13 protein-coding genes are annotated in these 13,873 nt (G+C 70.7%); 6 read left to right on the forward strand and 7 right to left on the reverse strand.

What is annotated here, in order from left to right; genetic code table 11:
- Positions 1–165 precede the first annotated feature (165 nt).
- Together CSR00_RS21730 and CSR00_RS21735 are read right to left on the reverse strand one after the other, a co-directional pair.
- Complete coding sequence (locus tag CSR00_RS21730; RefSeq protein ID WP_099024507.1) at positions 166–1,653, reverse strand: DNA-3-methyladenine glycosylase 2 family protein; 1,488 nt, start codon at positions 1,651–1,653, stop codon at positions 166–168.
- Positions 1,654–1,961: 308 nt separating this feature from the next.
- Positions 1,962–3,566 (reverse strand): adenylate/guanylate cyclase domain-containing protein, encoded by a 1,605-nt coding sequence (locus CSR00_RS21735; protein WP_099024532.1) that lies wholly within the window; start codon positions 3,564–3,566, stop codon positions 1,962–1,964.
- 74 nt (positions 3,567–3,640) lie between these two features.
- Between CSR00_RS21735 and nucS the strand changes: the two genes are divergently transcribed.
- A complete protein-coding gene (gene nucS / locus CSR00_RS21740; protein ID WP_099024533.1) occupies positions 3,641–4,312 on the forward strand; it encodes an endonuclease NucS in 672 nt (223 codons plus the stop codon).
- Entirely contained in the window at positions 4,312–4,608 is a 297-nt protein-coding gene (locus tag CSR00_RS21745; RefSeq protein ID WP_099024508.1) for an Rv1322 family protein, read from the forward strand. The genes nucS and CSR00_RS21745 overlap by 1 nt, the downstream gene beginning before the upstream one ends.
- Before the next feature lie 9 nt (positions 4,609–4,617).
- On the opposite strand, the gene mce is transcribed toward CSR00_RS21745, so the two are convergent.
- The gene (gene mce, locus CSR00_RS21750; RefSeq protein ID WP_099024509.1) at positions 4,618–5,094 is read right to left on the reverse strand and encodes a methylmalonyl-CoA epimerase; all 477 of its coding nucleotides are present in this window, start codon (positions 5,092–5,094) and stop codon (positions 4,618–4,620) included.
- Positions 5,095–5,175: 81 nt separating this feature from the next.
- Between mce and CSR00_RS21755 the strand changes: the two genes are divergently transcribed.
- The 3 genes from CSR00_RS21755 (at position 5,176) to CSR00_RS21765 (ending at position 7,767) form a co-directional block, all read left to right on the forward strand.
- Positions 5,176–6,357 carry an acetyl-CoA C-acetyltransferase gene (locus CSR00_RS21755; RefSeq protein WP_099024510.1) on the forward strand — a complete coding sequence of 394 codons (1,182 nt, stop codon included), beginning with the start codon at positions 5,176–5,178 and terminating at the stop codon, positions 6,355–6,357.
- 65 nt (positions 6,358–6,422) lie between these two features.
- Entirely contained in the window at positions 6,423–6,815 is a 393-nt protein-coding gene (locus CSR00_RS21760; RefSeq protein WP_099024534.1) for a DUF3817 domain-containing protein, read from the forward strand.
- A 19-nt stretch (positions 6,816–6,834) separates the two neighbouring features.
- Complete coding sequence (locus CSR00_RS21765) at positions 6,835–7,767, forward strand: tetratricopeptide repeat protein (RefSeq protein ID WP_099024511.1); 933 nt, start codon at positions 6,835–6,837, stop codon at positions 7,765–7,767.
- A gap of 16 nt (positions 7,768–7,783) precedes the next feature.
- Here CSR00_RS21765 and CSR00_RS21770 read toward each other — a convergent pair whose 3' ends face one another.
- Together CSR00_RS21770 and CSR00_RS21775 are read right to left on the reverse strand one after the other, a co-directional pair.
- Positions 7,784–8,221 (reverse strand): nuclear transport factor 2 family protein, encoded by a 438-nt coding sequence (locus CSR00_RS21770; RefSeq protein ID WP_176562185.1) that lies wholly within the window; start codon positions 8,219–8,221, stop codon positions 7,784–7,786.
- Positions 8,218–9,495: a cytochrome P450 gene (locus CSR00_RS21775; RefSeq protein WP_099024512.1), complete on the reverse strand. Its 1,278-nt coding sequence runs from the start codon at positions 9,493–9,495 to the stop codon at positions 8,218–8,220. Before CSR00_RS21775 ends, CSR00_RS21770 begins: the two co-directional genes overlap by 4 nt.
- Positions 9,496–9,646: 151 nt before the next feature.
- On the opposite strand from CSR00_RS21775, the gene CSR00_RS21780 reads away from it, so the two are divergent.
- The gene (locus CSR00_RS21780; RefSeq protein WP_099024513.1) at positions 9,647–10,840 is read left to right on the forward strand and encodes a LuxR C-terminal-related transcriptional regulator; all 1,194 of its coding nucleotides are present in this window, start codon (positions 9,647–9,649) and stop codon (positions 10,838–10,840) included.
- 88 nt (positions 10,841–10,928) lie between these two features.
- On the opposite strand, the gene CSR00_RS21785 is transcribed toward CSR00_RS21780, so the two are convergent.
- Both CSR00_RS21785 and glgB read right to left on the reverse strand, forming a co-directional pair.
- Positions 10,929–11,600 carry a hypothetical protein gene (locus CSR00_RS21785; RefSeq protein ID WP_099024514.1) on the reverse strand — a complete coding sequence of 224 codons (672 nt, stop codon included), beginning with the start codon at positions 11,598–11,600 and terminating at the stop codon, positions 10,929–10,931.
- 56 nt (positions 11,601–11,656) lie between these two features.
- Positions 11,657–13,867 (reverse strand): 1,4-alpha-glucan branching protein GlgB, encoded by a 2,211-nt coding sequence (glgB, locus tag CSR00_RS21790; RefSeq protein ID WP_099024515.1) that lies wholly within the window; start codon positions 13,865–13,867, stop codon positions 11,657–11,659.
- Positions 13,868–13,873: the final 6 nt, after the last annotated feature.

Below are 13,873 nucleotides of genomic sequence, written 5' to 3' on the forward strand. Positions count from 1 at the left end.
GGCGACCATCGCGATCAACGGGACCACCGAGACCTTCCCACCCGAGGTCCCCGAGGCCCAACGCACAATCCTGGCCAGCCTCAACATCCCCGAACCGGGGCACTAAGCAAAATGTCCTAACTCAGGTCAACGGACCGATGGGGCTGTCCACGACGCGATAACGGGTCACGCTGCCTCCCTGGGCGGCCAATGGTTGACGGGGTGCTCCAGCGCGGTCCACAGGTACTGGGTGGCGTAGGACCGCCACGGTCGCCAGCGCGCACTGTGCTCGGTGAGTTCACGGATGTCGGCGGGCAGGCCGAGCCGACGCGCCGCGGTCCGCACTCCCAGGTCGGTGACCGGGAACGCGTCCGGGTCACCCAGGCCCCGCAGCCCGATCATCTCGGCGGTCCACGGGCCGACGCCGGGAATCTCCAGCAGCTGCGTCCGCGCCCGGGCCCAATCGGTTCCGGCCCCCAGCACGATGTCCCCGCGGGCCAGTGCCGTGATCAGTGCCCGCAGCGTCCGGCGGCGCGATCCCGGCATGCCGAGTTCGGCGAGATCGGCGTCGGCCAGCTCGCCGATCTCGGGGAACGCCGCGGACAACCCTCCGCCAGGATCGTCGAGCGGGCTGCCGTGCGCGGCGACGAGCCGCGCCCCGAGCGTGCGGGCCGCGCCGGTGGACACCTGCTGACCCAGGACGACGCGGATCGCCAGCTCGGCCCCGTCGACGCTGCGGGGCAGCCGCTGGCCTGGCGCGGCGGCCACCACCGCTCCGAGGCGCCGGTCCGCCCCGAGCGCCTCGTCGACGGCCTGGGGGTCGGCATCCAGGTCGAGCAGTCTTCGGCACCGCGCGATCGCGGTCGTCAGATCGCGGAAGTCGCCGAGCCACAGCTGACAGCGGACGTGGTCGGGGTGCGGGGTCAGGCCGACCACGGCGCGGCCGTGCGGAAGCCGCAGCGCGCGCCGGAACGCCCCGGCCCGCACCTCCTCACAGCCGGGGATCGCTGTCGCGGCCAGGTGCTCGAAGACGCCGTCGGCGCAGAAGGGTGTGCGGGTCGGCAGCTTGAGCACCAGGGAGCCCGCCGACGCGGCACGGCGATCGCGCGCGGCCCGGGACCGGCGGCGCAGCTCGGTGGGCGTACTGTCCGATGCCGCCCGGACCGTGTCGTTGAACTGCCTGATGCTGGAGAAGCCCGCCGCGAAGGCGATATCGCCGAGTGGCAGGTCACTGGTCTCGATGAGCAGGCGCGCGGTCTGGATCCGCTGCGCCTGCGCCAACGCCAGGGGCCCCGCGCCGACCTCGGCCCGCAGCAGCCGCTGCAGCTGGCGGGTGGTGTAGCCCAACCGGGCCGCCAGCCCGGACACCCCCTCGCGGTCGACGGTCCCCTCGGCGATCAACCGCATCGCCCGCGCCACGACATCGCCGCGCACGTTCCATTCGGGCGACCCCGGTGAGGCGTCCGGCCGGCACCGCTTGCACGCGCGGAAACCGGCCCCGAGCGCGGCCGCCGACGTCGGGTAGAACGCGACGTTGCGGGCCAGCGGGGTCCGGGCCGGACAGCTTGGCCGGCAGTAGATTCCGGTGCTGCGCACCGCGATGACGAACCAGCCGTCGAACCGTGCGTCGCGGGACTGCACGGCACGATAGCAGCGGTCGAAATCGTCATGCACAACTGCCACCATTACACGGGGCCACCGACAGTACTAGCGGAAATCCGACATCGCAGCGGCGCCGCCGCCCGGCAGGAACCTCGGTCGGATCCCGATCAGCACCGACGGCACCGGACCGGACTCCTCTTCGACGATCCCACGTCCGCGTCCGCCACCACGACGCAGCCGTGGTCACCGCCATGCGCCTTCCGAACGTTGACCACCCCGTGCATCGTTCTCCGACAACGCCTGGTTCACCGGCCCCGGAGCCACCATGCTCGGCGGGGTCGACATCGGTTTCCTCGTGTCCGCGACGCCGGCCGGCGGCCCTATGCCGGCGACGCCAGCGTGGTGGGGCTGTCATAGCCCCGCAGCGTCACCGTGTCGCCGAAGGTCCAGTGGGCGGCCTCGCTCTCGGCTGCGCCGCGAACGGCCGCCGCGGCGGCCAGCAGCCGGCCCGGCGTCGACTTCGCCAGCTCGCAGAGCCGGGCGGCCTCGTTGACCGGCTCGCCGATCACGGTGTACTCGAAGCGTTCGTGGGCCCCGACGTTGCCGGCGACCACCTGCCCGGCGGCCACACCGATGCCGGCCTCGCATTCGGGCACCTCGCTGCGCAGCCGCCGCGCGATCGAGCGGGCCGCCCCCAGCGCGGCGTCCTCGGGGCAGTCCAGGTCGTTGGGGGCCCCGAACACCGCCAGGCAGGCGTCTCCCTCGAACTTGTTGACCAGCCCGTCGTAGCGGTCCACCTCGTCGACGACGACGGCGAAGAACCGGTTGAGCAGCGTCACGATCTCGGTGGCGGGCCTGCTGGTGACCAGCTGGGTCGAGCCGACGATGTCGACGAAGACCACGGCGGCGTGGCGTTCCTCGCCGCCGAGCTCGATGCGGCCCGACTCGGCGGCGGCCGCCACGGTGCGGCCGACGTGGCGGCCGAACAGGTCGCGGACCCGTTCGCGCTCCCGCAGCCCGGTGACCATCGAGTTGAATCCGCGTTGCAGCTCGCCCAGCTCGGTCCCGTCGAACACCACCACATTCGTCTGCAGGTCGCCCTTCTCGACCCGGTCGAGCGCGGCGCGCACCACCCGCACCGGTGTCGTGGTCAGCCAGGACAGGATCCACATCAGGATGAACCCGAACACCAGGGCGAACCCGGCCAGGATGATCACCGCCACCGCGAACTGCGTGCGGGTGACATTGCGCAGGAACAGCGTGATACCGGCCGAGAGCAGAATGCCCAGCACCGGCACCCCCGAACCCAGCGCCCACACCAGCAGGGTGCGGCCCATGATGCCCGGGGCCAGGCGGCGCGGCGGTGGGCCCGCCTCGAGCGCCTGCGCGGCCACCGGACGCAACGCGAACTCGGTGAACAGGTAGCAGCTCGTGGAGACCACGATGCCGCTGAAGCTGATGCCCAGCAGCATCTTCGGGACGAACCGGGAGTCGGCCAGCCCGTAGAGCAGGGTCAGCAACACCGTCCCGCCGCCCCACAGGATCAACAGCACCCGGGTCAACCGCCACGGCGCCTTGAAGGTGTTGACCTGGTCGGCGCGGGTCGGTGGGCGTTCCTCGATCGACCAGCGCACGTTGTCGATCACCCGCAGCGTCGCCCAGGCCCCGCCGACCACCAGCGCGCCGGCCACATAGGCCGGCGCGACGACGAAGGTGATCCACCGGACGTCGGGGCCGAACACGTTGGGCGTGGGAAAGGCCACCGTGGCCACCAGCATCGCGACACCGATGCCGATGATGTTGGCCAGCAGGACGAACGTGGTGAGGATCACCTGGATGCGCACGCGGCGCCGCCGCTGGGTCTCGGAGACCTTGCCCAACAGCCACGAGCCGAACTCGGGTGTGTCGGGCAGTCGCGCGCTCTGCCGGGTCATCCGCTCCAGAACACGACCCAGCCGTTGTGCCAGAGTCATGTTCGCGGTCATGGTGCGCATCAGCCTAGTTCGTGACCGGCGACGCCAGTCCGGAGTTCGTGGCCACGGGCTCTATGGTGGATCGGGTGCGTCTCGTGATCGCCCAGTGCACCGTGGACTACGTCGGCCGGCTGACCGCGCATCTGCCGTCGGCGCGGCGGCTGCTGCTGATCAAGGCCGACGGCTCGGTCAGCGTGCACGCCGACGACCGGGCCTACAAGCCGCTGAACTGGATGAGCCCGCCGTGCTGGCTGATCGAACAGGCCGACGGCCCGCAGCCGGTGTGGGTGGTGGAGAACAAAGCCGGTGAGCAGCTGCGCATCACCGTCGAGGACATCGAACACGACTCCAGCCACGAACTCGGTGTCGATCCCGGCCTGGTCAAGGACGGTGTCGAGGCGCACCTGCAGGCCCTGCTGGCCGAACACGTCGAACTGCTCGGCGTGGGCTACACGCTGGTGCGCCGGGAGTACATGACCGCGATCGGGCCGGTGGACCTGCTGTGCCGCGACGAGCAGGGGCGTTCGGTGGCCGTCGAGATCAAGCGGCGCGGGGAGATCGACGGTGTCGAGCAGCTCACCCGCTACCTGGAACTGCTCAACCGGGACACGCTGCTGGCGCCGGTCAGCGGGGTGTTCGCGGCCCAGCAGATCAAGCCGCAGGCGCGCACTCTCGCGGTTGATCGTGGAATCCGTTGCGTGACACTGGACTATGACCAGATGCGGGGCATGGACAACGACGAGTACCGGCTGTTCTGATGGGGCGGCGACGCGGCGCGGGCAAGCGGGGCAGGCCGGTGCCGCCCCTTCCCGCGCCCCGACGCACCGAGACCGGGCCCGACGGCTACGACTACGAGGTACGACAGGTCTCGGGAGCCCGTGCTAGCAAGATCTACCGCTGCCCGGGCTGCGATCACGAGATCCGGGTCGGCATCGCCCACGTCGTGGTCTGGCCGGCCGATCTCGGGGAATCCGCGCTCGACGACCGGCGGCACTGGCACACGCCGTGCTGGACGCACAGATCGACCCGCGGTCCCACCAGGAAGTGGTCCTAGCGGTAACCGTCAGTGACTGCCCTCGGCGGCCGGCTCGACGAGCTCGATCAGCACGCCGCCGGCGTCCTTCGGGTGGACGAAGTTGATCCGCGAATCGGCCGTGCCGCGCCGGGGGGCGTCGTAGAGCAGCCGCACACCCTGCTCGCGCAGCCGGGCCGAGAGCGCATCGAGATCGCCGGTGCGGTAGGCCAGCTGCTGCAGGCCGGGACCGCGCTTGTCGAGGAACTTCGCGATCGTCGAGGAATCGTCGACCGGGGCCATCAGCTGCAGCTGGGCCGAGCCGACCGGCGCGCCGCGCACGGTGAGCATCGCCTCGACGATGCCCTGCTCCTCGTTGAGCTCCTCGTGCAGGACGATCATGCCGAGGTGGTCGTGGTACCACTTCTTCGCGGCCTCCAGATCGGGGACCGCGATACCGACGTGGTCGATGGCGGTAACCAGCGCGGTCGCCAGGACTGGGCGGGCGTCAACCTGATCTGTGGTCATAACATCAAGGTAACCTGCGGGAGAAGATTGCGCTTCTGCCCCCGGTCGGATCGGACCGCGAGAACAGCCTTGGAGGAGTTAATGACGACGTCGGTAATTGTTGCTGGAGCCCGCACTCCGATCGGCAAGCTCTCCGGTTCGTTGAAGGATTTTTCGGCGTCGGATCTCGGCGGGATCGCCATCAAGGGGGCGCTGGAGAAGGGCGGGGTGGACCCCTCGGCCGTGCAGTACGTGATCATGGGCCAGGTGCTGACCGCCGGCGCCGGCCAGATGCCGGCGCGGCAGTCCGCGGTGGCCGGCGGGATCCCGTGGGACGTGCCCGCGCTGACGATCAACAAGATGTGCCTGTCGGGTATCGACGCCATCGCGCTGGCCGACCAGCTCATCCGCGCCGGCGAGTTCGACGTGGTGGTCGCCGGCGGCCAGGAGTCGATGACCCGGGCCCCGCACCTGTTGATGGATTCGCGGGCCGGCTACAAGTACGGCGACGTGGTGGTCAAGGACCACCTGGCCTACGACGGCCTGCATGACGTGTTCACCGATCAGCCGATGGGTGCGCTGACCGAACAGCGCAACGACGCCGACCGGTTCACCCGCGCCGAGCAGGACGAATACGCCGCCTCCTCGCACCGGAAGGCCGCCGCGGCCTGGAAGGACGGCGTCTTCGCCGACGAAGTGGTCACGGTGCCCATCCCGCAGCGCAAGGGCGACCCGATCGAGTTCGCAGAGGACGAGGGCATCCGCGCCAACACCACCGTGGAATCGCTGTCGGGCCTCAAGCCCGCCTTCCGCAAGGACGGCACGATCACCGCCGGGTCGGCCTCGCAGATCTCCGACGGCGCCTGCGCGGTGGTGGTGATGAGCAAGGACAAGGCCATCGAACTGGGGCTGGACTGGCTCTGTGAGATCGGTGCGCACGGCGTGGTCGCCGGCCCGGACTCCACCCTGCAGTCCCAGCCGGCCAACGCGATCAAGAAGGCGATGGCCCGGGAGGGCATCGGCGTCGACGACCTCGACGTGGTGGAGATCAACGAGGCCTTTGCCGCGGTGGCGCTGGCGTCGACCAGGGAGCTGGGCATCGACCCGGAGAAGGTCAACGTCAACGGTGGCGCGATCGCCGTCGGGCATCCGATCGGGATGTCGGGCGCCCGCATCGCCCTGCACGTCGCGCTGGAACTCAAGCGGCGTGGCTCGGGGATCGGCGTCGCGGCGCTGTGCGGTGCCGGCGGTCAGGGCGACGCCCTGGTGCTGCGGGCGGGCTGATCCCGGACCCGGAACTCCACTACGCGTTGTAGTAGCTGGCGGTCGGGTTGGGCACAATGGACGCCATGGCAGATGGTGTGACGAGTTCCTTCGACATCCGCACGACCGCGGGCCGGTTCCGCCTGGTGGCCTTCGCCGAGGCGGTCAGCTGGGTCGGCCTGCTGGCCGGGATGTACTTCAAGTACCTGGGCACCCCGCGCACCGAGATCGGCGTCAAGATCTTCGGGATGGCCCACGGCCTGGTGTTCATCGCCTTCGTGCTCACCGCGCTGGCGGCCGGCATCGCCTTCCGCTGGTCGGTGACCACGTGGTTGCTGGCGTTGCTGGCGAGCATCGTCCCGCTCGGCAGTGTGATCTTCCTCATATGGGCTGACCGGGGGGCCCGGCTGGGCGAAACGGCGCCCGTCGGGCCCACCGTCGCGGATTCGGCGCGGGCGGGCCAACCGGTCACCGAGTGACCGTGACAGACTTGTCTTCGTGACACGTCCTCGTCCTTCCGGGGGCGCCGCGGGCGCCCCGATCGCCGCGTCGATGGCCGGCGCCGTCGACCTGTCCGCACTCAAGCAGCGCGCACAGCCGCCCGGGGCTGCCGCCGGGTCCGGGCAGGACTCGGGAACGGCCCCCGGTGTCGAGATCACCGAGGCCAACTTCGAGCCCGAGGTCCTCGTCCGCTCCGGTGAGGTGCCGGTCGTGGTGGTGCTGTGGACGCCGCGCAGCGACACCTCGGTGCAGCTGGTCGAGGTGCTCGGTGCGCTGGCCGCCGACGACCGCGGGAAATGGGTGCTGGCCACCGTCAACGTCGACACCACCCCGCGGGTCGCCCAGGCCTTCGGCGTGCAGGCGGTGCCGACCGTGGTCGCACTGGCCGGCGGGCAGCCGCTGTCCAGCTTCCAGGGCATGCAGGCGCCCGATCAGCTGCGCCAGTGGATCGACTCGCTGCTGGAGGCCACCGCCGGCAAGCTCAGCGGCGGTCCGGCCGAGGCCGACGAGCCCGAACAGGTCGACCCCGCCGTCGCCCAGGCGCGGCAGCACCTGGAGTCCGGCGACCTCGACGCCGCCAAGACCGCCTACGAGCAGATCCTGGCCGCCGACCCCGGCCACGCCGAGGCCAAGGGGGCGGTCCGTCAGATCGCGTTCCTGCTGCGGGCCACCGCCCAGCGCCCCGACGCCGTGGCCGCCGCCGACGCCGCGCCCACCGACGTCGAGGCGGCCTTCGCCGCCGCCGACGTGCTGCTGCTCAACCAGGACGTCGCGGCCGCGTTCGACCGGCTGATCGCGCTGGTGAAGAGGACCGCCGGCGACGACCGCACGAAGGTACGGACACGGCTGATCGAGCTCTTCGAGCTGTTCGATCCCGCCGACCCCGACGTCATCGCGGCGCGCCGCAACCTGGCCAACGCCCTGTACTGACCGGCCGCGCCGGTCGTCACCGCGGAGGCGGCCCCGTGAACGCCAGGTGCGTCAGGGCCGAGTTCATGAAGTCGCGGAAGTGCAGCCAACGCCCCTCCCGCAGGGTGATGATGTGGGCGAACTCCGACTCCCACTCGTGGCCGGTGTCGCGCCTGCGGAACCGCTGCCGGCCCCACGCCGCGAGGTCGTCGCCGTGGGCGATGAATTTCCACACCTCCATCTCGGTGATCTCGATGGCCGAGCCGACCGCGGCGAAGAACGCCACGGCCTCCTCGATGCCGCGGTAATCGCCGGCGTAGGGGATGGCGTCGGTGCCGTAGTAGGTGATGCGGACCTGCGGGTCCATGTGCGCCAGTGCGGCATCGAGATCACCGGCGGGAACGGCGGCGTAGATCGCCTCCGTCGCCGCGATGTTGCGGGCCTCCACGCCGAGCTCGTCGGTGGCCGCGCTCACCGGACCAACTCCAGCGGCAACCGCACGAAGGCGTGCGTGAGCAGGCTGGCGGTCTGTTTGTCGCCCGGATCGCCGGTGAGCGCGATCGTCGAGTAGCGGTCCAGGAACGCGTTGAGCACCGCGGTGACCTCCAGGCGCGCCAGCGACGAGCCCAGACAGAAATGCAGGCCGTGGCCGAACGACAGCTGCTGGCGGGCGTTGGGGCGGTCCAGATCGAAGCGGTCCGGATCGGTGAACACCGCCGGGTCCCGGTTGGCCGCGCCGAAGAACAGCGCCACCCAGTCGCCGCGGCGGATGGTTGCGCCGTCGATCTCGACGTCGCGCGTGGCGATGCGGAACAACCGCTGGGGCGGGCCGTCGATCCGCATCGCCTCCTCGATGAACGCGGGGATCAGCGAGCGGTCGGCCCGCACCCGCGCGGCCACCTGCGGCTCACGGGCCAGGGCGTGCAGCAGGTTGCCGATCAGGTATGTCGTCGTCTCGCTGCCGGCCACCACCAGCGTCACACAGAACCGGACGATCTCCTCGGGGGTCAGGCGCTGCCCGTCGACCTCGGCGCGCAGCAGGGCCGAGATCAGATCCTCGGCGTCGTCGATATCGCCGCCCGGGGGGCACTCGGCCAACCGTGCGGTGTGCTCGACGAGGCGCTCGGCGAAGGCGCCGACCATCTCCTCGTTGCTCGACATCCGCTCCTGCGGGGTGAGGTCGGAGGAGAGCATGAACGCGTTCGCCCACTTCTTGAACCGCACGTGGTCGCCGTCGGGCAGCCCGAGCAGGCGCACCATCGCCCGGGTGGGCACCTCGGCGGCGAAGGACATCACGTCGACGATCAGACCGGAGATGGGGCCCGAGGAGACGCCGCCGGTGGCGCCGGCCTCGAGCTCGTCGAGAAGCCGGGGCAGCAGCGCGTCCAGCCAGCCCGAGAGCCGCTTGACCCGGCGCGGGGAGAACGCCTGGCTGACCAGCTTGCGCTCGGAGGTGTGCTTGGGCGGGTCGGTGTTGACCAGCATCAGGCTGGGCGCCGAGGACGCCTCCTGCAGCGGGTCGCGGGAGGAGAACGTCTCGTTGTCGCGGGCCGCGGCGAACACCTGGTCGTAGCGGAACACCGCCCAGGCCGTGACCGGCTCGTCGGCACCCGGGACGGTGCCCGGCGGCCAGTCGCGGTAGCCGGCGATGGGGGACTGCCCGCGCAGCTGGTCGTAGAGGGGATAGGGGTTGGCGATGCCCTCCGGTGTGGTGAGCTGATCCAGGGCGGGACTCGTCGCTGATGGCATGTCTACTGGCATGCCAGTCAGCCTTTCGGCAGCGCCGTCGCGGGTCGATCCCCCCAAGGGGGCCACTTCCTCCTTCCTCCGGGCGGAAACGGTGTTGCTCCGGGTGCAATCGGGCCCGCGGGCCCGGGCGCGGTGGGACTATCGACGAACGATGACCTCCACCGACGCGCCTCCCGACGTTCCGCCGGTCACCGCCCTCGCCGACGGTGACCACCCGGGTTGGGCCTCGCGTCCGGCCCGGCCCCACGGGGTGTGGCGGCGCTACCGCGAGGCCTGCGAACACGGTGTCGTCGAGCCGGGCGCCGATCCGCACAACGCCGTCGCCGACGCGGTGGATACCCAGGCCGCCGTGGTGCGGGGCGCCCTGGAGGGCCTCGGCGCCGACGACGCGCTGGCGGCACTGGAAGCCGTCCTCGACCTGTCCCTGCTGGAGCGGGAGCTGCTGCAGGACGGGGCCCGCCGCCGCGCGCTGGCGTTGCTGCGGGTGCAGGAGGGCCTGAGCAAGCTGCGGGCCGTCGGCGCCGTCGACGCGATCGTCGACCGGGCCCCCCGCGAACTCGTCGAGTCCTGCGGGTTCGACCGTGCGGTGCTGTTCCGGGTGCACGAGGGCCGGATGGTGATGGAGGCCGCCTACTTCGGCGACGACACCTCGGGGGCGGAGAAGATGGTGGCGTTCGCCAAGTCGGTGGCGCCGCCGCTGGACCACATGCTGCTGGAGACGGAGATGATCCGCCGGCACGCCCCGGCGATCGTGTGCGACGCGCGCAACGATCCCCGCGTCAACCGGCCCATCATCGACTTCTCGCTGACCCACTCCTACGTGGCGGCCCCGGTGATGCCCACCGGGAAGGTGATCGGCTTCCTGCACGCCGACCGGCTCTACTCCGGACAGACCGTCGACGAGATCGACCGGGATACGGTGTGGGCCTTCGCCGAGGGCTTCGGGTACGCGTTCGAGCGCACGGTGCTGCTGGAACGGATGCGCCGCCAGCAGGCCGAGGTGCGCCGCGCGCTGGCGACCGCCGAGGAGGCCGCGCGCGCCCTGCAGGACGCCGACCTGGACCTGGCGAAGGTCGAGCCCTCCGAGCAGCTGCCGGCCGCCCGGTCGCTGGCCGACCCGGAATCGCGGATGCGGGCCGTGCTGACCCGGCGCGAGGTGGAGGTGCTGCGCCTGATGGCCGCCGGCCGCACCAACCAGCAGATCGCCGCGGAACTGGTCATCTCCACCGGAACGGTGAAATCCCACGTCAAGCGCGTGCTGCGCAAGCTGCACGCCACCAACCGCGCCGAGGCGGCCTCCACCTACGTGCGGCTGGCCAGCGTGCCCGACGCCGGCTGGGGATGACGGGCCCCGCCTCCGCTGTCTCAGAAGCTGTCTCAGCAGCTGCCTCAGAAGCTGCCTCAGAAGCTGCCTTAGACCCCGCGGCGCTGCCTCAGAAGCGGAAGTCCCCGCCGAGCGGCTCGGCGACCACGGACTGTCCGTTGATGGTGGCCCGCATGGTGCCGTCGGGCTGCCGGGTCAGGGCGCTGGCTCGCACAATCTCGACGCGCCGGTTGCGCGCTCGCTCGCCGGTGTCGCCCGTGTCGCTGCCGCCGCCGGACTGGTTGCCGATCGAGGACCCGTCGGGTTGCACCACCCAGGTGGCCCGGGTGCCGTCGAGCTCGGCCAGGTACAGGCCGCCGGGCGCGGGCACACCGGGGGCGGTGAAGTTGAACGTCCGCCCGTCCATCGTCAGATCGCCCACGAAGGCGTCGCCGTCGAACTCCGCCTGCAGGGTGTCCTCGGACTTCGAGGTGATGTCGATGTCGCCGTCGTGCTGCTCGCCGAAGAACCAGGCCTCCTCGTCGACACCGTTGCAGGCGTAGCCGGCGATCCGGTCGCCCTGCACGGCGATGCCGATGGACATCGGCTGCCCGTCCTGGTCGGCCCGGGTGACGTAGTTGCCGGACTGTGCCACCGCCGGGGCCGCGCTGGTCGCGGCGCCCGGCGAACTCGTCGCCTGGGGCGTCGGCTCGGTGGGCGACCCACTCGAACAGGCGGCCATGCCACCGAGCCCGATGAGCGCGCTGACACCGACAACGAGCGTGCGAAGGCCTTTGGTCACCGGTCCAGCATGCAGCGCTCGGCAGCGATCCGCAGGTCATCCGCGGGAGTGTGTCGTCAGCGCTCCTGTTCGGGCGCCAGCCAGATCGCCGAGGTGGGCGGCAGCACCACCGGCGCCGAGGCGGGACGTCCGTGCCAGGGCTCCTCGGTCGCGTCGACACCGCCGAGATTTCCCGCACCCGCACCGTTGTAGAGGGTGGCGTCGGTGTTGAGGATCTCGCGCCAGCGGCCGGCATGGGGCAGCCCGAGCCGGTAGCTGCTGTGCTCGGAGCCGGAGAAGTTGAACGCGCACGCGATCACCGACCCGTCGCTGCCGAACCGCAGGAAGCTCAGCACGTTGTTGGCGGAGTCGTTGGCGTCGATCCAGGAGTAGCCCTCGGGCTTGGTGTCCTGGGTCCACAGCGCGGGATGGCTGCGGTAGATCGCGTTGAGGTCGCGCACCATCTGCTGGATGCCGTCGGAGTAGCTGTTCTCCTCGAGCTGGAACCAGTCCACCCCGCGTTCCTCGGACCACTCGGCGCGCTGGCCGAACTCCTGGCCCATGAACAGCAGCTGCTTGCCGGGATGGGCCCACTGGTAGGCCAGCAGGCTGCGCAGACCGGCGGCCTTGACGTGATCGTTTCCGGGCATCCGGCCCCACAGTGTGCCCTTGCCGTGCACCACCTCGTCATGGCTGATCGGCAGCACGTAGTTCTCGCTGAACGCGTAGAGCATCGAGAACGTCATCTCGTGGTGGTGATAGCTGCGGTAGATCGGGTCGCGGCTGATGTAGTCCAGGGTGTCGTTCATCCAGCCCATGTTCCACTTCATCGAGAAACCAAGGCCGCCAAGATTTGTCGGGCGGGTGACCCCGGGCCAGGAGGTGGACTCCTCGGCGACGGTGACGATCCCGGGCGCACTCCTGTGGACGGTGGCGTTCATCTCCTGCAGGAACTGCACGGCCTCCAGGTTCTCGCGCCCGCCGTAGACGTTCGGCGTCCAGCCGCCCTCGGGACGTGAGTAGTCCAGGTAGAGCATCGAGGCCACCGCATCCACCCGCAGCCCGTCGATGTGGAACTCCTGCAGCCAGTACAGGGCGTTGGCCACCAGGAAGTTGCGCACCTCGCGGCGCCCGAAGTCGAACACGTAGGTGCCCCAGTCGAGCTGTTCGCCGCGGCGGGGGTCGGCGTGCTCGTAGAGCGGGGTGCCGTCGAAGCGGCCGAGCGCCCAGGCGTCCTTGGGGAAGTGTGCCGGCACCCAGTCGACGATCACGCCGATGCCGGCCTGATGCAGCGAGTCGACCAGGTAGCGGAAGTCGTCGGGCCTGCCGAACCGCGCCGTGGGGGCGTAGTAGGAGGTCACCTGGTACCCCCAGGAGCCGCCGAACGGATGCTCGGCGACCGGCAGCAACTCCACGTGGGTGAAACCCTGCTCGGTGACGTAGTCGGTCAGCTCGTCGGCCAACTGGCGGTAGGTCAGACCCGGTCGCCACGACCCCAGGTGCACCTCGTAGGTGCTCATCGGCTCGAAGACCGGGTTCTTGGCCGCCCGCTGGGTCATCCAGGCGTCGTCGCCCCAGACGTGGCTGCTGACGTCCACCCGCGAGGCCGTCTGCGGGGGCACCTCGGTGGCGAAGGCCATCGGGTCGGCGCGGTCGGTCACCGACCCGTCGGCGCCGTGCACCCGGAACTTGTAGAGACCGTCGGTGGCGAAGCCGGGCCAGAACAGTTCCCACACCCCGGTCGAACCCAGCACCCGCATCGGCGCGTCGGTGCCGTTCCAGTGATTGAACTCGCCGATCAGGCTGATGCCCTTGGCGTTGGGCGCCCACACCGCGAACGACACACCGTCGACCCGGCCGTCGGGGGTCTCGAAGGAGCGGGGATGGGCACCGAGGATCTCCCAGAGCCGCTCGTGGCGGCCCTCGGCGAACAGGTGCAGGTCCATCTCCCCGAGCGTGGGCAGGAACCGGTAGGCGTCGGCGGTCTTGTGCACGTGCACACCGTCCCCGCCGGGATAGCCGACCTCCAGCCGGTAGTCGATGAGGTTGACGAACGGCACCGCGACGGCGAACAGGCCCGAGTCGATGTGGTGCAGCGGGTACTGCTCGTCGCCGATGAGCGCCGTGACGGACTCGGCGTGTGGCCGGTACGCCCTGATCACGGTGTGCTCGTCGTACTCGTGGGCGCCCAGCACGCTGTGTGGGTCGTGGTGGGTTCCCGACACCAGTCGGTCCAGGTCCGACGGGTCGGGGGCGAGGTGCTGGCTGACTGCCTCAGTGCCGGTCATCGGTCG

The sequence above is a fragment of the Mycolicibacterium palauense genome (assembly GCF_002592005.1).
Classification (GTDB): Bacteria; Actinomycetota; Actinomycetes; order Mycobacteriales; family Mycobacteriaceae; genus Mycobacterium; species Mycobacterium palauense.

What these genes read in the sequence shown, in the direction of transcription:
- CSR00_RS21735 (WP_099024532.1), bottom strand. Translation starts at nt 3,566, where the DNA reads ATGACCGCGAACATGACTCTGGCACAACGGCTGGGTCGTGTTCTGGAG.
- mce (WP_099024509.1), bottom strand. Translation starts at nt 5,094, where the DNA reads ATGACCACAGATCAGGTTGACGCCCGCCCAGTCCTGGCGACCGCGCTG.
- glgB (WP_099024515.1), bottom strand. Translation starts at nt 13,867, where the DNA reads ATGACCGGCACTGAGGCAGTCAGCCAGCACCTCGCCCCCGACCCGTCG.
- CSR00_RS21775 (WP_099024512.1), bottom strand. Translation starts at nt 9,495, where the DNA reads ATGCCATCAGCGACGAGTCCCGCCCTGGATCAGCTCACCACACCGGAG.
- CSR00_RS21760 (WP_099024534.1), top strand. Translation starts at nt 6,423, where the DNA reads ATGGCAGATGGTGTGACGAGTTCCTTCGACATCCGCACGACCGCGGGC.
- CSR00_RS21755 (WP_099024510.1), top strand. Translation starts at nt 5,176, where the DNA reads ATGACGACGTCGGTAATTGTTGCTGGAGCCCGCACTCCGATCGGCAAG.
- CSR00_RS21745 (WP_099024508.1), top strand. Translation starts at nt 4,312, where the DNA reads ATGGGGCGGCGACGCGGCGCGGGCAAGCGGGGCAGGCCGGTGCCGCCC.
- CSR00_RS21780 (WP_099024513.1), top strand. Translation starts at nt 9,647, where the DNA reads ATGACCTCCACCGACGCGCCTCCCGACGTTCCGCCGGTCACCGCCCTC.